At 74.5% G+C, this 20,479-nt stretch carries 23 protein-coding genes and 1 pseudogene; 13 read left to right on the top strand and 11 right to left on the bottom strand.

Annotation, left to right across the window (positions count from 1 at the left end; genetic code table 11):
* Positions 1-117 precede the first annotated feature (117 nt).
* Genes hrcA through JD78_RS03220 form a run of 3 tightly spaced genes read left to right on the top strand, consistent with a single transcriptional unit; the run spans position 118 to position 3,056 of the window.
* A complete protein-coding gene (gene hrcA, locus JD78_RS03210; protein WP_166520952.1) occupies positions 118-1,140 on the top strand; it encodes a heat-inducible transcriptional repressor HrcA in 1,023 nt (340 codons plus the stop codon).
* A gap of 18 nt (positions 1,141-1,158) precedes the next feature.
* Positions 1,159-2,301 carry a molecular chaperone DnaJ gene (dnaJ, locus tag JD78_RS03215; RefSeq protein WP_166520953.1) on the top strand — a complete coding sequence of 381 codons (1,143 nt, stop codon included), beginning with the start codon at positions 1,159-1,161 and terminating at the stop codon, positions 2,299-2,301.
* Positions 2,298-3,056 (top strand): 16S rRNA (uracil(1498)-N(3))-methyltransferase, encoded by a 759-nt coding sequence (locus tag JD78_RS03220; RefSeq protein ID WP_166520954.1) that lies wholly within the window; start codon positions 2,298-2,300, stop codon positions 3,054-3,056. The genes dnaJ and JD78_RS03220 overlap by 4 nt, the downstream gene beginning before the upstream one ends.
* 109 nt (positions 3,057-3,165) lie before the next feature.
* On the opposite strand, the gene JD78_RS03225 is transcribed toward JD78_RS03220, so the two are convergent.
* The 5 genes from JD78_RS03225 to JD78_RS21665 all read right to left on the bottom strand — a co-directional run bounded on the left by JD78_RS03225 (position 3,166) and on the right by JD78_RS21665 (position 7,446).
* Positions 3,166-4,767 carry a PhnE/PtxC family ABC transporter permease gene (locus JD78_RS03225; protein WP_166520955.1) on the bottom strand — a complete coding sequence of 534 codons (1,602 nt, stop codon included), beginning with the start codon at positions 4,765-4,767 and terminating at the stop codon, positions 3,166-3,168.
* A complete protein-coding gene (locus tag JD78_RS03230; RefSeq protein ID WP_153362624.1) occupies positions 4,764-5,507 on the bottom strand; it encodes a phosphonate ABC transporter ATP-binding protein in 744 nt (247 codons plus the stop codon). Before JD78_RS03230 ends, JD78_RS03225 begins: the two co-directional genes overlap by 4 nt.
* Positions 5,504-6,433, bottom strand: coding sequence for a putative selenate ABC transporter substrate-binding protein (locus tag JD78_RS03235; protein WP_243730966.1), 930 nt, complete (start codon positions 6,431-6,433; stop codon positions 5,504-5,506). Before JD78_RS03235 ends, JD78_RS03230 begins: the two co-directional genes overlap by 4 nt.
* Positions 6,434-6,597: 164 nt before the next feature.
* Complete coding sequence (locus tag JD78_RS03240) at positions 6,598-7,242, bottom strand: MmyB family transcriptional regulator (protein ID WP_208103974.1); 645 nt, start codon at positions 7,240-7,242, stop codon at positions 6,598-6,600.
* 45 nt (positions 7,243-7,287) lie between these two features.
* Complete coding sequence (locus tag JD78_RS21665; RefSeq protein ID WP_208103975.1) at positions 7,288-7,446, bottom strand: hypothetical protein; 159 nt, start codon at positions 7,444-7,446, stop codon at positions 7,288-7,290.
* Between the two features lie 102 nt (positions 7,447-7,548).
* Between JD78_RS21665 and JD78_RS03245 the strand changes: the two genes are divergently transcribed.
* A complete protein-coding gene (locus JD78_RS03245; RefSeq protein WP_153361472.1) occupies positions 7,549-8,337 on the top strand; it encodes an SDR family NAD(P)-dependent oxidoreductase in 789 nt (262 codons plus the stop codon).
* A gap of 42 nt (positions 8,338-8,379) precedes the next feature.
* Here the strand turns inward: JD78_RS03245 and JD78_RS22825 are convergent, their stop codons facing one another.
* Positions 8,380-8,886 carry a methyl-accepting chemotaxis protein gene (locus tag JD78_RS22825; protein ID WP_424991702.1) on the bottom strand — a complete coding sequence of 169 codons (507 nt, stop codon included), beginning with the start codon at positions 8,884-8,886 and terminating at the stop codon, positions 8,380-8,382.
* Positions 8,887-8,892: 6 nt separating this feature from the next.
* Positions 8,893-9,975, bottom strand: a pseudogene (locus tag JD78_RS22830) (GAF domain-containing protein); the annotation flags it as partial.
* Between the two features lie 108 nt (positions 9,976-10,083).
* On the opposite strand from JD78_RS22830, the gene JD78_RS03255 reads away from it, so the two are divergent.
* From JD78_RS03255 to JD78_RS03275, 5 genes are all read left to right on the top strand, one after another.
* Positions 10,084-10,455, top strand: coding sequence for an HIT domain-containing protein (locus JD78_RS03255; protein ID WP_153361474.1), 372 nt, complete (start codon positions 10,084-10,086; stop codon positions 10,453-10,455).
* A 78-nt stretch (positions 10,456-10,533) separates the two neighbouring features.
* Positions 10,534-11,664 carry a PhoH family protein gene (locus JD78_RS03260; RefSeq protein ID WP_228395285.1) on the top strand — a complete coding sequence of 377 codons (1,131 nt, stop codon included), beginning with the start codon at positions 10,534-10,536 and terminating at the stop codon, positions 11,662-11,664.
* A 5-nt stretch (positions 11,665-11,669) separates the two neighbouring features.
* A complete protein-coding gene (ybeY, locus tag JD78_RS03265; protein ID WP_153361475.1) occupies positions 11,670-12,182 on the top strand; it encodes an rRNA maturation RNase YbeY in 513 nt (170 codons plus the stop codon).
* Positions 12,179-13,552: a hemolysin family protein gene (locus JD78_RS03270; RefSeq protein WP_153361476.1), complete on the top strand. Its 1,374-nt coding sequence runs from the start codon at positions 12,179-12,181 to the stop codon at positions 13,550-13,552. Before ybeY ends, JD78_RS03270 begins: the two co-directional genes overlap by 4 nt.
* A 22-nt stretch (positions 13,553-13,574) precedes the next feature.
* The gene (locus tag JD78_RS03275; protein ID WP_153361477.1) at positions 13,575-13,913 is read left to right on the top strand and encodes a cytidine deaminase; all 339 of its coding nucleotides are present in this window, start codon (positions 13,575-13,577) and stop codon (positions 13,911-13,913) included.
* Between the two features lie 131 nt (positions 13,914-14,044).
* Here the strand turns inward: JD78_RS03275 and JD78_RS03280 are convergent, their stop codons facing one another.
* Positions 14,045-14,641, bottom strand: coding sequence for a hypothetical protein (locus JD78_RS03280; protein WP_153361478.1), 597 nt, complete (start codon positions 14,639-14,641; stop codon positions 14,045-14,047).
* A gap of 60 nt (positions 14,642-14,701) precedes the next feature.
* On the opposite strand from JD78_RS03280, the gene era reads away from it, so the two are divergent.
* The 3 genes from era (at position 14,702) to JD78_RS03295 (ending at position 17,270) form a co-directional block, all read left to right on the top strand.
* Positions 14,702-15,619, top strand: a complete 918-nt coding sequence (era, locus tag JD78_RS03285; protein WP_228395286.1) for a GTPase Era — start codon at positions 14,702-14,704, stop codon at positions 15,617-15,619.
* A 92-nt stretch (positions 15,620-15,711) separates the two neighbouring features.
* Positions 15,712-16,509 (top strand): DNA repair protein RecO, encoded by a 798-nt coding sequence (gene recO / locus JD78_RS03290; protein WP_153361480.1) that lies wholly within the window; start codon positions 15,712-15,714, stop codon positions 16,507-16,509.
* A complete protein-coding gene (locus JD78_RS03295) occupies positions 16,506-17,270 on the top strand; it encodes an isoprenyl transferase (protein ID WP_153361481.1) in 765 nt (254 codons plus the stop codon). Before recO ends, JD78_RS03295 begins: the two co-directional genes overlap by 4 nt.
* 60 nt (positions 17,271-17,330) lie before the next feature.
* On the opposite strand, the gene JD78_RS03300 is transcribed toward JD78_RS03295, so the two are convergent.
* Both JD78_RS03300 and JD78_RS03305 read right to left on the bottom strand, forming a co-directional pair.
* Complete coding sequence (locus JD78_RS03300; protein ID WP_153361482.1) at positions 17,331-17,723, bottom strand: Fur family transcriptional regulator; 393 nt, start codon at positions 17,721-17,723, stop codon at positions 17,331-17,333.
* Positions 17,723-18,115 carry an ArsR/SmtB family transcription factor gene (locus JD78_RS03305; protein ID WP_153361483.1) on the bottom strand — a complete coding sequence of 131 codons (393 nt, stop codon included), beginning with the start codon at positions 18,113-18,115 and terminating at the stop codon, positions 17,723-17,725. The genes JD78_RS03300 and JD78_RS03305 overlap by 1 nt, the downstream gene beginning before the upstream one ends.
* A gap of 51 nt (positions 18,116-18,166) precedes the next feature.
* On the opposite strand from JD78_RS03305, the gene JD78_RS03310 reads away from it, so the two are divergent.
* On the top strand, positions 18,167-18,442 hold the full coding sequence (locus tag JD78_RS03310; RefSeq protein WP_153361484.1) for an antibiotic biosynthesis monooxygenase: 276 nt from the start codon (positions 18,167-18,169) through the stop codon (positions 18,440-18,442).
* 7 nt (positions 18,443-18,449) lie between these two features.
* Here the strand turns inward: JD78_RS03310 and JD78_RS21670 are convergent, their stop codons facing one another.
* Complete coding sequence (locus JD78_RS21670; protein ID WP_208103976.1) at positions 18,450-20,420, bottom strand: methyl-accepting chemotaxis protein; 1,971 nt, start codon at positions 20,418-20,420, stop codon at positions 18,450-18,452.
* Between the last annotated feature and the right edge of the window lie 59 nt (positions 20,421-20,479).

Raw genomic sequence — 20,479 nt, forward strand, 5'->3', positions numbered from 1 at the left:
AGTGCGCAGCCTGTCGAAGGCTCCGGTCGTATGCTGGCACTCGGCTCGCATGAGTGCCAGGACGCGTCCTGGCCGACCGGACGCGGGCCCGTCGAACCGGTACGGGAGGTGTCAGCCGTGGCGCACGACGACCGGCGCCTGCGGGTGCTGCGGGCGATCGTCCAGGACTACGTCTCCACCAACGACCCGGTGGGGAGCAAGGCGCTGGCGGCCCGGTACGACCTCGGGGTGTCCTCGGCCACCATCCGCAACGACATGGCGGTGCTGGAGGAGGAGGGGTACATCACCCAGCCGCACACCAGCGCCGGCCGGGTGCCCACCGACAAGGGCTATCGCCTGTTCGTCGACCGGCTCTCCAGCGTCAAGCCGCTGTCGGTGGCCGAGCGGCGGGCGATCGAGAAGTTCCTCGACGGCGCCGTCGACCTGCACGACGTGCTCGGTCGCAGCGTCCGGCTGCTGGCCCAGCTGACCCGCCAGGTCGCCGTCGTCCAGTACCCGACGCTGTCGCGCAGCGCCGTCCGGCACCTGGAGCTCGTACCGCTGACGGCCAGCCGGCTGCTGATGGTGCTCATCACCGACACCGGCCGGGTCGAGCAGCGCGTCGTCGACAGCCCCGACGACGTCGCGCCGGACACCGTCGCCGAGCTGCGCACGCTGCTCAACGCGGCGTTCACCGGCAAGAAGCTGGCCGAGGCCAGCGACACCATCGGCGACGTGGTCGAGAACGCCCCACCACCGCTGCGGGCGCTGCTCGCCGCGGTCAGCGCCACCCTGCTGGAGACCCTGGTCGAGCCCTCGGAGGACCGGCTGGTCATCGGCGGCACGGCCAACCTCGCGCAGGGCAGCGCGCTGGACTTCCCCGGCACCTTCCGCCCGCTGCTGGAGGCGCTGGAAGAACAGGTCGTGGTGCTGCGGTTGATGGCTGAGGTGGGCCCGAGCACGGTGACGGTGAGCATCGGCGAGGAGAACGAGCACGAGGCGCTCACCGCCGCGTCGTTCGTCTCCGTGGGCTACGGGGCCGGCGAGCAGGCGCTCGGTGGCCTCGGCGTCGTCGGCCCCACCCGGATGGACTACGCAGGAAACATGGCCGCGGTACGAGCCGTGGCCCGCTACGTCGGCCACCTGCTGGCCGAGAGCTGAGGACGGGACAACGACTGCATGGCGACCGACTACTACGGCGTGCTGGGCCTGGCCCCGGGAGCGACCGACTCCGAGATCAAGAAGGCCTACCGCCGGATGGCGCGGGACCTCCACCCCGACGTCAACCCCGACCCGGGGGCGAAGGAGCGCTTCGGGGAGGTCAGCCGCGCCTACGAGGCGCTGACCGACCCGGAGAAGCGCCGCATCGTCGACCTCGGCGGTGACCCCTACGACGCCAACGGCGGCCGCGGCGGCAACCCGTTCGGCAACGCGGCCGGCTTCGGCGGGCTCGGCGACATCATGGACGCCTTCTTCGGCGGCGCCGGGGGAGCGCGCGGCCCGCGCGGTCGGGTCCGCGAGGGCGGCGACGCGCTGATCCGGGTCGAGCTCGACCTGGCCGAGACGGTCTTCGGGACGACGACCGACATCACCGTGGACACCGCGGTGCTCTGCGACGTCTGCACCGGCGCGGGCACGGCTCCGGGCACCCACCCGGAGACCTGCTCCACCTGCAACGGCCGCGGCGAGGTGCAGAGCGTGCAGCGCTCCTTCCTCGGCCAGGTCATCGCCAGCCGCCCGTGCCCGACCTGCCAGGCCACCGGCCAGGTCATCCCCAACCCGTGCCCGCAGTGCGCCGGCGACGGCCGGGTCCGCGCCCGCCGCACCATTCCGGTGAAGGTCCCCGCCGGCGTCGAGGACGGCATGCGCATCCGGCTGGCCGGCCACGGCGAGGTCGGCCCCGGCGGCGGTCCGGCCGGCGACCTCTACGTCGAGGTGCACGAGCGGCCGCACGACGTCTTCACCCGCGACGGCGAGGACCTGCACTGCCGGGTCACCCTGCCGATGACCGCCGCCGCGCTGGGCACCACGCTGAAGCTGGAGACCCTCGACGGCAACGAGGACCTCGACATCCGCGCGGGCACCCAGTCCGGCAGCGTGCTCACCCTGCGCGCGCACGGCGCCCCGCGCCTGCGCGGCACCGGCCGCGGCAACCTGCAGGTGCACATCGACGTGCAGACCCCCAGCCGGCTCGACGAGCGCCAGCAGGAGCTGCTGCGCGAGCTCGCCGCGCTGCGGAACGAGGAGCTCGCCGACGGCGCCGCGGCCAACCACGGCGGCGGTCTGTTCTCCCGGGTGCGCGACGCGTTCAACGGCCGATGAGCGAGGGGTCCGAGGCGATCGAGGCCGACGGCGCCCCCCTCTTCCTGCTCGACGAGGTGCCCGAGGGCGACGTCGTCACCGTGGACGGCGCCGAGGGCCGGCACGCCGTCGACGTGCTGCGGCTGGCCGCCGGTGAGCGGGTCCGGGTGAGCGACGGCCGCGGCCTGCTCGTCGAGGGCTCCGTGCTCACCGCCGGCTCCGGTGCGCTGCAGGTGCAGGTGACCGCCCGGCACGAGGTGCCCGCGCCGCAGCCGCAGTTCCTGCTGGTGCAGGCGCTGCCCAAGGGCGACCGCGGCCCGCTCGCCGTCGACCTGGCCACCGAGCTCGGCGTCGACCGGATCGTGCCGTGGACCGCGGCCCGCTGCGTCACCCGCTGGCGCGAGGACCGGGTGGAGAAGGGCCTGGCCAAGTGGCGCTCCGCCGCCCGCGCCGCCAGCAAGCAGGCCCGCCGTCCCCGGGTCCCCGAGGTCACCGAGCCGATGACCACCCGGCAGGTCATCGGGCTGCTCGCCGACGTCGACCTGACCCTGGTGCTGCACGAGCAGGCCCGGGAACCCTTCGCCCGGGTCGAGGTCCCGGCCACCGGCAGCGTCGCCGTCGTCGTCGGGCCCGAGGGCGGGCTCACCGACGGCGAGGTGGTCGCCTTCCGGGCCGCCGGTGCGCGTTCGGTCCGGCTGGGCGCCGAGGTGCTGCGCACGTCCACCGCCGGCGCCGCCGCGCTCGCCGCGCTGAGCGCCCGCACCCGCTGGGCCTGACCCGCCTCTTTCCACGCTGATCATGGGCGTGTTGCCAGTGACACGCCGGCAGAGGGCGTGGTGACCGGCGATCTGCCCATGATCAACTGGCGAGGGGGCGGTTCGCCGGCTACCTCAGGGCCTGCCGCGCCCGGTCGCTGACCAGGTCGACGGCGGCGGTCAGCAGGACGGTCGCGGCCAGCACCGTGGTCACCGCGCCCCAGTCGAAGGTGGCCAGCGCGGTCGCCAGCAGCGCCCCCAGGCCGCCGGCACCCAGCAGCCCGATCAGGATCGTGTCCCGGATGGCCACCTCCCACCGGTACAGCGCGTAGGCCAGCACCGGCCCGACCGCCCGCGGCGCCACCCCGTACAGCCAGCCGGCCACCGGGGGTGCGCCCATCGCGGCCAGCGCGGCCCGCGGCCGTGGGTCGAGCTCCTCGGTCGCCTCCGCGGCCAGCCGGCCCAGCACCCCCAGCGTGTAGACGCCCAGCGCCAGCGCCCCGGGCAGCACGCCGGGCAGCAGCACGAACAGCAGCACCAGCGCCCAGACCGGTGGCGGCACCGCGCGGAGCAGCAGCAGCGCCAGCCGGACGACGCTGCCCACCAGCCGGCGCAGCGGGCCCGGGCGGCCGGCCGGGTGGGCGGCGACCCCTGCCAGCAGCACCGCCCCGACGGTGGCAACGGCGATCGCGATCACCGACATCTGCAGCGTCTCCACGGCCGCGGCGAGCACCGCGCGCAGGAAGCCGGCGTCGGTGTCCGGTGGCCAGGCGGCGGACAGCACGTAGCGCAGCTGCTCGCCGGTGCGGTCGGAGACCAGCGTCGCGGGGGAGACCGCCAGGTACCACCAGGACCACACCACCCCGAGCACCGTCACCGTCACGGCGGCGGTGAGGGCCGGGTCGCGTTGCAGCCGGTCACCGGCCGAGCGGGGGGCGGCGACCCGCCGGCGCACCGCCCGCCCGGCCACCACGGCCAGCACGCAGAGGGCGGTGAGCGCGTAGACGCAGGTCCACACCTGCTCCCAGCGCAGCGAGCTGAACGACAGCGACAGCTGGTAGCCCAGCCCGCCGGCGCCGATCAGCCCGAGCACCACCGCGGAGCGCACCGCGCACTCCAGCCGGTAGAAGGAGTACGACAGCAGCCCACCCGAGGCCGGCGGCAGCAGCCCGTAGAGGACGGCGGACACCCGGCCGGCGCCGGCGGCGAGCAGGGCGTCGTGCGCACCCCGGGGCACCTCGTCGAGCAGGTCGGCGAACACCTTCGCGGTCACCGCGCCGTACGGGATGCCGATGGCCAGCACGCCGACCCACGGGTCCAGGCCGAGCAGGTTGACCAGCAGCAGACCCCACACCGCCTCGTGCAGCCCGCGGGGCACGGCCAGCGCCCCGCGGGCCAGCAGCCAGCCGAGGCGGCGGCGTCCCCAGGTGGTGCGGGCGACGGCGACCGCCCCGACGGCCCCGAGCCCGACCGCCAGCGCGGTGCCCAGGGCCGCGTAGGCGATGGTCACCAGCGTCGCGGTGCCGAGCACCGAGAGGAAGGCACCGTCGAGCTCGGGGGAGAGGGCGGCGGCGGCGAACCGGCCGAACTGCGCCGTCCCCGACCGGTTGACCACCTGGTCGGCGAACAGCCCGGCGCCGGCCAGCGCCCAGCCGACGACGGCGAGCGCGCCCAGCCCCCAGGCCCAGCGGGTGCGGTCCCGCCGCAGCCGGGGTGCGGTCAGCACGGTCACCGCGGTGCCGCGTAGAAGTCCGCCAGGTCACCGGCGTCCAGGTCGGCGACGGGCGCGTCGAGCACCACCCGCCCGTCGACCAGGCCGACCACCCGGGTGCAGTGCCGCAGCGCCAGCGCCGGGTCGTGCAGCGAGGCGACCAGCGCACCACCCTGCTCGGTCAGCCCGGCGAGCAGCCCGAGCACCGCGTCGGCGAGCACCGGGTCCAGCGCCGACGCCGGCTCGTCGGCGAGCACCAGCTCCGGGCGCTGCACCAGCAGCCGGGCCACCGCCACGCGCTGGCGCTGACCACCGGAGAGCCGCTCGGTGCGCTCGTACGCCCGATCGGCCAGGCCCACGGCGCTCAGCGCGTCGAGCACCTCGGGCACCCCCTGCGGGCGCACCAGCGACCAGGCCGCCCGGGCCGCCGACCAGTCGGCCAGCCGCCCGGCGTTGACGTTGTGCACCACCCGCAGCTGGCCGACCAGCTCCAGGTGCTGGTGCACCGTGCCCACCCGGGCGCGGAGCCGCCGCAAGGCGGGGCCGCGCAACCGGGAAGGGTCGTCGCCGAGCACCCGCAGCGACCCGGCGGTGGGCAGCACCGAGCCGTTGACCAGCCCGAGCAGCGTCGACTTGCCGGCACCCGACGGCCCGACCAGCGCCACCCGCTCGCCGGCGCCGACGGTCAGGTCGACGCCGGTGAGCGCGGCGGTGCCGCCGTAGCGGACCGAGACGCCGTCCAGCCGGAGGACGGCGGTCAGCTGATCAGCCCCAGCTCGCGGCCGATCTCCTCGATCTGGGTGTAGTTCGAGGCCTCGGTCGGGATGAACGACCCGGCACCGAACAGCTCGAGCACCTCGGCGTCCGCCGGGTCGTCGGGGGACAGCCCGGTGAACCAGTCGGTCAGCCGGCCGGGCAGGTCGTCGCCGACCCGCTCCACGGCCTGCGGCCCGAGCAGCCAGTGGTAGTCGTGGTAGGCCGGGGTGCGGGCGTACTGCACCACGGCGGGGTCGACGGCGCCCTCGGCGGTGCGGGAGTTCCAGACCTGCTCGTTGAGCACCCCGGCCTGGTAGCTGCCCGAGGCGACGAGCTCGATGGTGGCGTCGTGCGAGCCGGAGAAGCCCGGCCCACCGGGGAAGCCCTGCGGGTCGACGCCCTGCTCGGAGAGGAAGAACGCCGGCATCAGCCGCCCCGACGTCGAGGTCTCGCTGCCGTAGGTGAAGCGCAGGTCGGCCAGCGGGGTCAGGTCGTCGGCGGGGGAGAGCCCGGTGGCCGCGTTGACGACGAACACCGAGTGGAAGGACTCGTCGATGTCGCGCTGGGCGATCGGCTCGGCGCCGGGGGTCTGCAGCCGGGCCTGGACGCCGGTGAGGCCGCCGAACCAGACGAGGTCGAGGTCGCCGGTGCGGAAGAGGGAGACGGCGGCGCCGTAGTCGGTGACCGGCTGGTAGGTCACGTCCAAGTCCAGCCCGTCGGACATGGCGTCGGCGACGGTGCCGTAGAGGCGCTGGAGGACCTCGGGGTCCTGGTCCGGGATGGCCCCGATGGTGAGGGTCTGGCGGCCGGTCGTGGCCGGGGTGTTCGCATCCCCGGAGGACGAGACGGGGGAGGAACGGTCACCGCAGGCGGCCAGCGCCGCGGCGGTGAGGGCGGCGGCGGAGCCGGCCAGGAAGCCGCGCCTGCTCACCCCTCTGTTCGCTTGTACGAGACCACCCGACCGGACGGCGCGACGGGTGTTCACTACGTCCTCGGGTGGGGCTGGGGAGCGGGCACGGCAGGACCTCCAGGGGACGACGGGGCGGGACCGCGCCCATCGTGGCCCATCGCACCCGGTCGGTCGTGACCGGGCCCTCAGCCCGCCGGCGTCGGTGCGCTCGCTCCCCAGCTGGCCAGCAGCGGCAGCTGCCGGGCGGTCGTCGACCCGGGCTCGACGGTGTAGACGATCAGCCGCTGGTCGAGGTCGTGCGGGGCGGCGACCAGCTCGATGTCGAACGACAGCGGCCCGGCCACCGGGTGCTGGATGCGCTTGGGCACCGACGCGTAGTCGCGCACGGTCTGGTCGTCCCACCAGCGGGCGACGTCGGGGTCGGCGGCGCGCAGGTCGTCGATCAGGGCGTGCAGCGCGGCGTCGTCGGGGTGCCGGGCGGCGTCCCGGCGGAGCGCCCCCACCGACGCGGCGGCGAACTGCGCCCAGTTGACGATGCGTTCGCGGGCGAGCGGGTCCAGGAACAGCCAGCGCAGCAGGGACGACCCCGGCTCGAAGTGGGTGCCCAGGACGGCGGTGAGCAGGGCGTTGCTCGCCAGGACCTCGCCGCGCTGGCCGAGCACGAGCGCGGGGAGGTGGTCCAGCCCGGTCATCAGCCGGAGCAGCCCGGGGTCGGCGCGCTGCGGCACCGGGGAGACGGCGCGGCGGCGCCGGGTCGGCGCGGCCAGGTCGCGCAGGTGGGCGTGCTCGACGCCGTCCAGGCGCAGCGCGCGGGCGAGCGCGTCGAGCACCTCGTCGGAGACGTTGGCCTGCCGGCCCTGCTCCAGCCGCGAGTACTAGTCCGGGCTCAACCCGGCGAGCACCGCCAGCTCCTCCTTGCGCAACCCGGGCACCCGGCGCGGGCCGGGGAAGGCGGCCATCCCGGCCCGCGCCGGGGTGAGCCGGTCGCGGCGGGAGCGCAGGAAGGCGCCCAGCGCGGCGCGGTCGGTCGGCACGGATCCCACGGTAGGGCCGCTCCAGGAGGTCGTGCCTGGTCATGCCGTGCCCAGGCCGAGCCGGGCCTGGCCGGGCACCGGCCGGCGGGGCTGACTGGGGTCATGACCTCTTCGACGACCACCACCACCGACGCCGGCCGCCTGGCCGGCCGCACCGCCCTCGTCACCGGTTCCACCAGCGGCATCGGCGCCGCCATCGCCCGCACCCTCGCCGCCGAGGGCGCCACCGTCGCGGTCAGCGGCCGGGACGCCACCCGCGGGGACGCCGTCGTCGGCAGCATCACGGCCGACGGTGGCCGGGCCGTGTTCGTGCCCGCCGACCTCGGCGGCTCCTACGCCGACCTCCGGGCCTTCGCCGCCGCGGCCACCGAGGCCCTCGGCGGGCGCGTCGACGTCCTGGTCAACAACGCCGGCATCTACCCGGTGACGCCCACCGCCGACCTGCCCGACGCCGACCTGGACGCGATGCTCGCGGTCAACGTCCGCGCGCCGCACGTGCTCGTCGGTGCCCTCGCCCCGGCCATGGCCGAGCGCGGAGATGGCGCCGTGGTGACCATCGGTTCCTGGATGGCCTCGGTGGGCAGCCCGTTCGGCGCCATGTACACCGCCACCAAGGCCGCCGCCGAGCAGCTCGCCCGGGCCTGGGCGGCGGAGTTCGGGCCGCGCGGCGTGCGGGTGAACACCGTGTCGCCGGGGGTCACCCGCACCCCGGGCAACGAGGCCGCCAGCGAGGTGCTGGACGCGATGACCGCCACGACCCCGGCCGGCGTCGTCGTCCGGCCCGACGACGTCGCCCGCGGGGTGCTCTACCTCGCCTCCGACGACGCGGCGATGGTGCACGGCATCACGCTCCACGTCGACGGCGGGATCACCGCGACGAAGCTGAGCTGACCGGGGTGGAGCTGGGCTGACCGGGACGTCGGCCGGGTCTGCTCAGCCCAGCTCGACGATGCTGCGGGTGACGCTGGCCTGCTCGGTGAGCACCTCGCCGATGTGCTGCTGGGTCTCGTTGATCCGGCCGACGATCTCGCGGATGGAGGACAGCGCGCCGACGACGTTCTGCACGTCGCCCTGGATGGTGGTCACCCGGCTGCTGACCTCCTCGGTGGCCTGCGCGGTCTCCCGGGCCAGCTCCTTGACCTCGCCGGCGACGACGGCGAAGCCCTTGCCGGCGTCCCCGGCGCGGGCGGCCTCGATGGTGGCGTTGAGGGCGAGCAGGTTGGTCTGCTCGGCGATCCCGTTGATCACCTTGACCACCTTGTCGATCTCCGCGCTGGACCGGCCGAGCCCGGCGACGAACTCGCTGGCCTCCCCGGCGACCCGCTGCCCGTCGCCGGCCACCTGGGTCGCCTCGGCGACGTTGCGCTGCACCTCGTCGATGGAGGCGACCATCTCCCGGCCGGCGTCGGCGATCCGCTTGGCGGCGGTGATCCGCTCCATCGTCTGCCCGATCAGGAACGCGGTGTTGCGCAGCGCGTCCTTGCGGCTGTCGGCCATGATCAGCGTGCGCTTGGCGAAGAAGTCCATCGTGCCGACGATGCGGCCCTCGACCTCGATGGGCAGGCAGACGCCGGACTTGACGCCGGCCGCCCGGGCCGAGGGCGCCCGCACGCAGTCGGTGACCGAGCCGAGGTCCTCGACGAAGACCAGGTCCTGCGCCGCCCAGGTGCGCCCGGCGACGCCGACGCCCTTGGCGAAGCTGGCGTCCCGGCTGACGGCGTGGAAGTCCGCGCCGAGGTCCCCCGACTCCAGGGACAGCACGAGGGCGCTGCGGCCCTCGTCGACGGTCCAGAAGGAGCCGTAGTGCCAGTCGAACTCGCGGCGGATGGTGTCCAGCGCGGTGGTGATCGCCTCGTCCACGGTGCCGATGCGGCTCAGCCGGCGGAGCAGCCCGCTGGTGGCCGCGACGTCGCCGGCGGCCCGCTTCTGGTCCGCGGCCTCGGCGACCCGGCCGAACGCCTGGGACACCAGCAGGCCGACGGCGCGCAGTGCGTCGAGGCGCTCCTTGGACGGGCTCAGGGTCTCGGTGGTGAAGAAGTCCATCGTCCCGATCACCTCGCCCTTGCGGATGATCGGGAAGCACACACCGCTGCGGACGCCGACCTTCTGCGCCACCGGGGCGCGGACGCAGTCGGTCATCTCGCCCAGGTCGGCGACGAAGAACAGGTCACGGTTCTTCCACGCCCGGCCGGAGAGGCCCACGCCCTCGGCGAAGGACGCGGTGAGCGTGACCGCTCGGAACTCGGGGCCGGCGGAGCCGGACTCGACGGCGAAGTGCAGCGCGTGGTCGTCGGGGGAGATCCGCCAGTAGGAGCCGTAGGCCCAGCCGAAGTTCTCCCGCACGGTGTCCAGGGCGGCGCGGGCCACCTCGTCCTCGGTCGCGGCGCCGTCCAGGGCGACCAGCACCCGGGTGACGGCGGTGACGTCCGAGCGCGCCTCCGCCAGCAGCGCGGCGCTGTCCTCGCCCGTCTGCCGGTTCGCTCCGAACCTCATTGCTGCTCCTGACGCCGGTGGTGGAATCCGTCCCATGGCCCTTTCGGCAGCTGTTCACCGGAACTTGAGTGCAGATGATCAGATTGCGCACGGTGCAAGCAGCGGCCGCGCTCCGGTCGCTGACCAGGCGCTACGGTTCTCGGCATGTCCGGGCCCAGCAGTGACTGCCTGTTCTGCCGCGTGGTCGCCGGGGAGATCGCCCCCGACGTCGTCCGGGAGACCGACCGCACCCTGGCGTTCCGGGACATCTCGCCGCAGGCGCCGACCCACGTGCTCGTCGTCCCCCGGGACCACCACCCGACGATCGGCGCGCTGACCGCCGCCGACCCGGGGCTGGCCGCCGAGCTCCTCGCCGCCGCCCAGGCGGTCGCGGAGCAGGAGGGCCTGGCGACGGCGGGCAGCCCCGAGCCGGGCTGGCGGCTGGTGGTCAACAGCGGACCGGACGGCGGGCAGACCGTGCACCACGTGCACCTGCACGTGCTCGGCGGTCGGGGTCTCACCTGGCCCCCGGGCTGAACAGCGGTTGCCCGGGCCTCGCACGGGTAGACTCGCCGACGTCCCAGCCCCGTCGCAGGAAGGCAGGGTCGAGCGTACTTGCCCGACACCTCACCAGACGCCGTCCCGGACGCCCTCACAGCGTCGGCCCGTGAGCTGTCCGCGCGTGCCGCGGCAGCCGGCGTCCCGGACAGCGCGGCCGCCCCGGCCGCCGTCCGGACCTCCATCACCGTCCCCGAGACCGTCTCCATGGTCGCGCTGCTGGGCTCCGGTGACGAGCTGCTCCGGCTGGTCGAGAGCGAGCTCGTGGCCGACGTCCACGTCCGCGGCAACGAGATCGCCGTCACCGGTCAGCCGGCGGACAACGCGTTCGCCGTCCGGGTCTTCGACGAGCTGATCGCGCTGCTCGCCACCGGCCAGGTGCTCCGGCCGGACTCGGTCCGCCGGGTCGTCGCGATGCTCAAGGCCGGCGGCTCCGAGCGCCCGGCCGACGTGCTGAGCCTGGACATCATCAGCCGCCGGGGCCGCACCATCCGGCCCAAGACGCTGAACCAGAAGCGCTACGTCGACGCGATCGACACCCACAGCGTGGTGTTCGGCATCGGCCCGGCCGGTACCGGCAAGACCTACCTGGCGATGGCCAAGGCCGTGCAGGCGCTGCAGACCAAGCAGGTCAACCGGATCATCCTGACCCGCCCCGCGGTGGAGGCCGGTGAGCGGCTGGGCTACCTGCCGGGCTCGCTGTCGGAGAAGATCGACCCGTACCTGCGCCCGCTGTACGACGCGCTGCACGACATGGTCGACCCCGAGTCGATCCCGCGGCTGATGCAGTCGGGCACCATCGAGGTCGCCCCGCTGGCCTACATGAGAGGCCGGACGCTGAACGACGCGTTCGTCATCCTCGACGAGGCGCAGAACACCACCGCCGAGCAGATGAAGATGTTCCTCACCCGGCTCGGGTTCGGCTCGAAGATGGTCGTCACCGGCGACGTCACCCAGGTCGACCTGCCCGGCGGCGCGCAGAGCGGCCTGCGGGTGGTCCGCGACATCCTGCAGGGTGTCGAGGACGTGCACTTCTCCGTGCTGAGCAGCTCCGACGTGGTGCGCCACCGCCTGGTCGGCGACATCGTCGACGCCTACGAGCGGTGGGACTCCGCCCGCCAGACCACCGACGGAGCGGGTGCCGGCCCGTCCCGGGCGGCCCGCCCCCGCCGGCAGCAGGGGAGCTGACCGCCGTGCCCGTCGAGGTGGCGAACGAGTCCGAGATCGCCGTCGACCAGGAGGCGCTGGCCGGCGTCTGCCGCTACGTGCTCGACAGCCTGGACGTCAGCCCGCTGGCCGAGCTGTCCGTGCTCTGCGTGGACGTCGACTACATGGCCACCCTGCACGAGCGGTGGATGGGCGAGAAGGGGCCGACCGACGTCCTCGCCTTCCCGATGGACGAGCTGGACACCGGCCGTCCCGACGACCCCGAGCCGGGCCCGGCCCTGCTCGGCGACGTCGTCCTCTGCCCGGCCGTCGCCGTCCGCCAGGCGCGGGCCGCGGGCCACTCCATGGCCGACGAGCTGCTGCTGCTGGCCACCCACGGCGTGCTCCACCTGCTGGGCTACGACCACATGGAGCCCGACGAGGAGAAGGAGATGTTCGGCCTGCAGTCCTCGCTGCTGGAGGGCTGGCGCTCCGTCCCGCGGGAGCCGGTCACGGGTGAACCGGTCACCGGCGAGCCCCAGGAGCCGGAGGTCCGGTGAGCACGACAGCGATCGTCCTGCTGGTCATCGCCGTCCTGCTCGTCCTGCTCGCCGGCGTCTTCGGCGCGCTCGACGCCGCCCTGCAGCGGCTGTCCCCGGCCGGGGTCGACGAGCTGCGCCGCGACGGGGTGAAGCGCGCTCCCGCGCTCATCGAAGTGATGGCGGAGCGGGCCCGGCACGTGGCCCTGCTCCTGCTGCTGCGGATCGTCTGCGAGATGACGGCGGCGGTGATGGTCGCGGTCGTGCTCTACGACCTCGTCGAGGGCCTGGCGGCCGGCATCGCGAGCGCCGCCGTGGTCATGACCGTGGTGAGCTACGTGCTCGTCGGCGTCGGGCCCCGCACGCTGGGCCGCCAGCACGCCTACCCGATCGGGCTGGCCGCGGCCGGGTTGATCCGGCTGCTGGGCCGGTTGCTGGGCCCGGTCGCCACCCTGCTGATCCTGATCGGCAACGCGATCACCCCCGGCAAGGGCTACCGCGACGGGCCGTTCTCCAGCGAGGTCGAGCTCCGCGAGCTGGTCGACATGGCCGAGGAGCGCGGCGTCGTGGAGGCCGGCGAGCGGAACATGATCCACGGGGTCTTCGAGCTCGGCGACACCATCGCCCGCGAGGTGATGGTGCCCCGGCCCGACGTCGTGTGGATCGAGCGCGGCAAGAACCTCCGCCAGGCGCTGGCGCTGTCCCTGCGCAGCGGCTTCTCCCGGATCCCGGTGATCGGGGAGAACGTCGACGACATCATCGGCGTGGTCTTCATGAAGGACCTCGTGCGGCGGTCCCAGGGGCTGGCCTCCGGCGACCAGGGCCCGCAGGTCGAGGACCTCATGCGCCCGGCCACCTTCGTGCCGGAGTCCAAGCCGGTCGACGAGCTGCTGCGGGAGATGCAGGCCTCGCGCACGCACATGGCCGTCGTCGTCGACGAGTACGGCGGCTTCGCCGGCCTGGTCACCATCGAGGACATCCTCGAGGAGATCGTCGGCGAGATCGACGACGAGCACGACGCCGTGCAGCGCCCACCCGTCGAGGAGCTCGAGGACGGGTCGGTGCGGATCACCGCCCGGCTGCCGGTCGAGGACCTCGCCGACCTGTTCAAGGTCGAGCTGCCCGACGACGACGGCGTGGAGACCGTGGGCGGGCTGCTGGCCCGGGAGATCGGCATGGTGCCGATCGAGGGGTCGGCCGCCGAGGTCGGCGGGCTGCACCTGCTGGCGGAGAGCACCGGCGGGCGGCGCAACCAGATCGACACCATCCTGGTCAACCGGGTGCCCGAGCCCGGCTCGGACGACGACCGGGAGGCCGAGGACGCCGTCGAGCCCGAGGGGCGCGGCGCCACCGCCGTCCGGCAGTCGGAGCCGGCCGCTGCCGAGTCGTGACGGCGTGGAATCCTGACGCCTCGTGAGCGCCGCTGAGCTGGACCCCGAGGACGGAAAGCTGATCACCCTGGCCCGCTCCGCGCGCGGCCGCACGGGGGCGCCCGAGGGGGCCGCCGTGCGGGACACCGACGGGCGCACCTACCTCGCGGCCACCGTGACGCTGCCCTCGCTGCGGCTGACCGCGCTGCAGGCCGCTGTCGCCGCGGCCGTGTCCAGCGGGGTCGAGAGGCTGGAGGCCGCGGCCGTGGTCAGCGACGCCGAGTCGGTCGAGGCCGCCGGGCTCGCCGCGGTGCACGACCTCACCGCCTCGGCGCCGGTGCTGCTGGCCGGCCCCGACGGCGTGGTCCGCGGCATCGCCTGACGCCCGCGGGGGTTTGATCAGGTTCCCTGATCAACAGGCGTCCTCCTGCACCAGCGTTGGTGCGGGAGGACGCATGTTGGTGCAGGGGGATGCCGCTCCCGGCGCAGGGGCAGTCCCGGGCAGCGGCGGCGTCAGGGCAGCGGGCGGCCCAGGGCGTCGGCGAAGGCCTCGGGGTCGCGCACCCGCACGGTGAACGCCTCCTCGGTCAGCCCGTCCATGCCCAGGTGCCGGACGCTGACCCGGGTGCGACCCGGCCACCAGCCACCGCGGCGGCGGGCCTTCGGCCAGCCGGCCGGCGGGGCGCCGACCACCACCTCCTGGACCAGCACCCGCGGGACGACGCGGAACACCGACACCTGCCGGAGCCCGGCGATGTCGGTGGACACCCCGAAGTCGGAGACGGTCAGCCGGCCGGTGGACCCGGCGACCACCAGCGCGCCCAGCGCCAGGGCGATCGGCAGCTCGCCGGCCATCGCCGAGGCGCCGTCCCGCCAGGCGATGGCGCCGAGCCAGAGGGCGACGCCCAGCACCGTGAGCCCGAGCACCAGCGGGCCGGCCGGGTCGTACTGCCAGTAGCGCAGCGGGGCGGGGGTGACCGTGACCGAGCGCTTCGGGCCGCGGGCGGCGACGTAGCCGTAGCTGGTGACCTGCGTGACGTGCCGCTCGCGGTCGCGGGCGGCCGTCACCACGAGCGGCTCACCCTGTTCACGTCGGGACCGGGGGGACATGTGCCCATGATCGCAGCCGCCCGCACCGGGCTGTCGGTGCGCAGTGGGACACTGACCGGCGTGACCGACACCGACCAGCCGCCCTACCGCAGCGGCTTCGCCTGCCTGGTGGGCCGGCCCAACGCCGGCAAGACCACGCTGACGAACGCCCTGGTGGGGGAGAAGGTCGGCATCGTCAGCAACCGGCCGCAGACCACCCGGCACGCCATCCGCGGCGTCGTGCACCGGCCCGCCGGGCAGCTCGTGCTCGTCGACACCCCCGGCCTGCACAAGCCCAAGAGCCTGCTGGGCAAGCGGCTCAACGACGTCGTCCGCGACACGTTGTCCGAGGTCGACGTCATCGTCTTCTGCATCCCGGCCGACCAGCCCGTCGGCGCCGGTGACGCGTTCATCGCCCGGCAGCTCAAGGAGGTCACCACCCCGATCGTGCTGGTGGTGACCAAGACCGACGCGGCCGGCAAGAAGCAGGTCACCGAGCAGCTGGTCGCGGCCAGCAAGCTGGTGGAGGCGCGCGAGATCGTGCCCGTGAGCGCCGTCGCCGGTGACCAGGTCGAGCTGCTGGAGGACCTGCTGATCGGCCTGCTGCCCGAGGGGCCGCCGATGTACCCCGACGAGCAGACCACCGACGAGGACGTCGAGCGCCAGATCGCCGAGCTGGTGCGCGAGGCGGCGCTGGAGAAGGTGCGCCAGGAGGTGCCGCACTCCCTCGCCGTCACCGTCGAGGAGATCATCCGCAAGCCCGACCCCCGCGACCCCGACGCGGTGTTCACCGAGATCCACGCGCTGCTGCACATCGAGCGCCCCAGCCAGAAGCCGATGCTGCTGGGCAAGGGCGGGCAGACGATCAAGGCGATCGGCAGCGAGGCCCGGGTCGGGCTGGAGACGCTGCTGGGGGGCCGGGTGCACCTCGACCTGCACGTCACGGTGCTGGGGGAGTGGCAGGACGACCCGAAGAAGCTCAACCGGCTCGGCTACTGAGGCGGCGGGCGAGTGAGCATCGCAGTGAGCGCCAGCGACCGAGGAGCGGAGCGATCCGTCGCCGGGGACACGGCTACTGAGGCGGCGGGCGAGTGAGCACCACACCGCAGTCGCTGTACCGCGACGAGGGGATCGTCCTGCGCACCCAGAAGCTGGGTGAGGCCGACCGGATCGTCACCGTGCTCACCCGGCGCACCGGCAAGGTGCGCGCGGTGGCCAAGGGCGTGCGCCGCACCAAGAGCAAGTTCGGCGCCCGGCTCGAGCCGTTCAGCCACGTCGACCTGCAGCTCTACACCGGCCGGAACCTCGACGTGGTGAGCCAGGCCGAGTCGATCCGCGCCTACGGCCCCGCCGTCGTCGGCGACTACCGCGCCTACACCGCGGGGACGGCGGTGCTGGAGACCGCCGACCGGCTGACGGTGGAGGAGAAGGAGCCCGCGCTGCGGATGTTCCTGCTCGTCGTCGGGGCGCTGCGCACCCTCGCCGAGGGGACCAAGCCGCCACCGTTGGTGCTCGACGCGTTCCTGCTGCGCGCCATGTCGGTGGCCGGCTGGGAGCCCGCGCTGGGTGACTGCGCGCGGTGTGGCGAAGAGGGGCCGCACCGGCACTTCTCCGTCCCGGCGGGCGGCACCGTCTGCCCGGCCTGCCGCCCCACCGGCTCGGCGATGCCCAGCCCGGTGACCGTCGAGCTGCTGGAGGCGTTGTTGACCGGTGACTGGGGCCGGGCCGAGGCCAGCCAGGGCATCAACCGGCGGGAGGGCAGTGGCCTGGTCGCGGCGATGCTGCAGTGGCACCTGGAGCGCGGGCTGCGCTCGCTGCCGCTGGTCGACCGCACCGAGGCGCCCCGCCCCGTCGTGGCCACCGCCTCCCCTGTCGAGGTCGCTCCGTGAGGCGTGAGGTGAAGGCGCCGAACCCGCACCCCTCCGGGGTCACCCCGCCGGCGATCCCGGCCGACAAGGTGCCGGGCCACGTCGCGATCGTGATGGACGGCAACGGCCGCTGGGCGAAGCAGCGCGGGTTGCCGCGCACCGCCGGGCACGAGGCCGGCGAGGCCTCGTTGTTCGACTGCGTCGAGGGCGCGATCGAGCTGGGCATCGGGGCGATCAGCGCCTACGCCTTCTCCACGGAGAACTGGCGGCGCAGCCCGGAGGAGGTCCGCTTCCTGATGGGCTTCAACCGCGACGTGATCCGCCGCCGCCGCGACGAGATGCACGAGCTCGGCGTGCGGGTGCGCTGGGCGGGCCGACGGCCACGGCTGTGGCGGTCGGTGATCAAGGAGCTCGAGGTCGCCGAGGAGCTGACCCGCGACAACGACGTCCTGACCCTGACCATGTGCGTCAACTACGGCGGCCGGGCGGAGATCGCCGACGCCGCGGCTGCGATCGCCCGCGAGGTCGCCGCCGGCCGGATCAAGCCGGACAAGGTCGACGAGGAGACCGTCGCCCGGTTCCTCGACGAGCCGGACATGCCCGACGTCGACCTGTTCGTGCGCAGCTCGGGGGAGAACCGCACCAGCAACTTCCTGCTGTGGCAGTCCGCCTACGCCGAGCTGGTCTTCCTGGACACCCTGTGGCCGGACTTCGACCGCCGGCACCTGTGGCAGGCCTGCGAGGAGTACGCCAGCCGCCAGCGCCGGTTCGGCAGCGCTTAGCGGCCCCCGTGCAGGGCCCCGCTGCGAGCGTGGGAGCAGTGGGGGCACGGGGGTCCTTCATCAGCCGCGGCCGGCGGTGCGGCAGGCCTCGCAGGTGCCCATGATCTCCAGGGTGTGGCTGACGTCGGAGAAGCCGTGCTCGCCGGCGACCCGGTCGGCCCACTGCTCCACCGCCGGGCCGGCCACCTCCACCGTGCGCCCGCACGAGCGGCAGACCAGGTGGTGGTGGTGCTGGGTGGAGCACCGGCGGTACAGCGCCTCGCCGGAGTCGGTGCGGATCGAGTCGAGCTCGCCGTCGTCGGCCAGCGCCTGCACGGCCCGGTAGACCGTCGACAGCCCGACCGTGTCACCGGCGGTGCGCAGCTGGGCGTGCACCTCCTGCGCGCTGTGGAAGCCCTCGAGGGAGTCGAAGGCGGCGGCGACGGCGGCGCGCTGGCGGGTGGTGCGGGCCATCAGGCGTGCTCCTCGGTGTTCTGCCGGGTCGCGGTCGCCGCCGGCTCCGCGGGCGCCGACCGGTGGGCGGCCGTGTCCCGGTGCGCCGCATGGGCGATCGCGTCCCGCACGATGTGCGCCACGTGCCCGTCGACGAGCCGGTAGTCGACCTCCCGGTGCCGGCGCACACCGGTGACCAGGCCGGCGCCGCGCAGCACCCGCAGGTGCTGGGAGACCAGCGGCTGCGGCACCCCGAGGGCGTCGACCAGCTGGTGCACGCAGCGGGAACCGTGCTCGTCGAGCAGGGCCACGATGGACAGCCGGAGCGGGAAGGCCAGCGCGGTGAGCAGCTCGCTGGCGGCCAGCACGTCGGCGGGGACGGTCCGGCTGGGGGTGGTGACGGCCACGGACATGACATCATCCTCCACGCACATGAGAACGGTTGTCAAACAACGGAGGTCGTCGTGTTCGCCGTCACCCGGTTGCGCGTCCCCGTCGACGACGTCCCGGCCCTGGCCGCCGCGGCGGCCGACCTGCTGGCGGTGCTGCGCGCCCGGCCCGGCTTCCGCGACGGCGCGGTGGGCCGGGCGGCGGACGACCCGGGGCTGCTCGCGCTCTGGACGTCGTGGGACGGCGTCGGCACCTACCGCCGGGCGCTGTCCGCCGCCGAGGTGAAGCTCGCCGGGGCGCCGGTGTGGGTGCACGCCCTGGACGAGCCCGGCGCCTACCTCACCGACTGAGCGCCGGTCAGGGCAGCTGGAACCGGGCGACCAGCCCGCGCAGCTCCTCGGTGATCCGGGCCAGGTCCGCGGCCGTGCCCCGGGTGCTCTCGGTCGAGGTCGCCGTCGAGGCGGTCGCCTCGGCAACCGAGCGGACGTCGTCGCTGACCCCCTCGGTGCCGTGCGCCGCCTGGGCGACGTTGCGGCTCATCTCCGCGGTCGTCGCGCTCTGCTCCTCCACCGCCGAGGCGATGGTCTGCTGGAAGTCGTTGACCTGCTCGACGATGCCGGCGATCCCGGAGATGGCGGCGGCCGCGCCGGCGGTGTCGGCCTGGATCGCATCGACCCGCCGGGTGATGTCCTCGGTGGCCTGCTGGGTCTGCGCCGCCAGGTCCTTGACCTCGCCGGCCACCACGGCGAAGCCCTTGCCGGCCTCCCCGGCCCGGGCCGCCTCGATCGTCGCGTTGAGCGCCAGCAGGTTGGTCTGCTCGGCGATCGCGGTGATGACCGAGACCACCTCGCCGATCTGCCGCGAGGAGTCGCCCAGGCGGGCCACCGTGGCGGTGGTCTCCCGGGCCGCCTCGACCGCGGAGCCGCCCACCCGGGCGGCCTCGGACGTGCTGTGCGCGATCTCCCGGATGGAGGCGCCCATCTCCTCAGCACCTGCGGCCACCGTGCGCACGTTCTCGCTGACCACGTCGGTCGCTGCCCGCGCCCGGCCGGCCACCTCGGTGCCCCGGGCGGCGTCCCGGGCGACGTCGTCGGAGAGGTCGCGCAGCCGGTCGGAGGCGCCGGACAGGTCCCCGGTGCGCTCGCGCAGCGCCGAGAGCGCGCCGGCCACCTTCTCCAGCGACCGGTTGAGCGCCTGGGCGAGCGTGCGCACCTCGTCGGTGCCCGACTCCGGCAGCCTCGGCCGCAGGTCGCCGTCGGCGACCTGCTCCAGCGCGTCGACCGCGCGGTCCAGCGGCCGGGTGAGCGCCCGCGCGACCAGCAGGGCCACCGCGGTGACGACGACGGCGACCACCAGCGCCAGCAGCAGCACCGCGCGCAGCAGGGACGACGCCGGGGCGACGGCGTCGGCCAGCTCCTCGCTGAGCACCACGCCCCAGCCGTAGCCGGCGAACCCGAGGGCGCCCTGGGACGCCGACCAGCCGCGCACCTTCTCCACGCCGTCGCCGGTGCCGTCGGCGAGGTCGTCGGTGCCGTGTCCGGACTCGCCGTCGACCAGGGCGGCGGCCGCGGGCAGGCCGGCGGCCGCGAGGTCCAGCGACCCGCCGGCACCCGGGCCGACCAGCACCTGGCCGTCGCTGCGGAGCAGCTGCGCGGTGACGTCCAGCCCGCGGCCGGCCAGCCCGGCGACCTGCTCGTCCAGGATCTGGCCGATCACCCGGGGCACCGAGGCCCAGTTGACCCACAGCCGCTGCACGCTGCCGTCGGGGCCGTAGACCGGGGCGGCGAACACCAGCGTCGCGTCGTCCCGGCCGGTCGCCGCGGCCACCAGCGGGTCGACCTCGGGGTCCTGCACGTACGTCTGTCCTGGCTCGAGCGCCAGCGCCTCGGCGAACCAGGGGTAGCTGGACAGGTCCGCGCCCGCGTACGCGGAGGTCCCCACCGGCTCGCCGTCGCCGGTCACGCTGTTGCCCCCGACCACCCGGCCGGTCCGGTCGACGACGAGCAGGAGGTCGTAGATGACGTAGTTCGTGCTGTAGAAGTCCGCGGCCTCGGCGACCGTCGCCGGGTCGGCGGAGGCGTCGGGGTTGAAGGCGAAGGCCTGCACGTCGCCGTAGCGCTCGAACAGGTTGCGGTCGATCTTGTCGATCGTCGAGCGGGCCTCGCTCTGCAGCAGCTCGCCGGAGTTGCGCACCCAGTCGCCCTCGCTGCGCTGCCAGGCGAAGACGCCCAGGCCGACCAGCGGGAGGATCGTGCAGGCGGCGACGACCAGGACCAGGAGCACGCGCAGGGAGCGCAGGCGGAGTGCGGTGACCAGGCGGTGGGTCATGGTTGGCCTCTCGGGCGGACGCGGGCGGCCAGCTCACCGGCCGTCCTCGTGCTGCCCAT

Source organism: Modestobacter roseus (assembly GCF_007994135.1).
GTDB classification, from domain to species: Bacteria; Actinomycetota; Actinomycetes; order Mycobacteriales; family Geodermatophilaceae; genus Modestobacter; species Modestobacter roseus.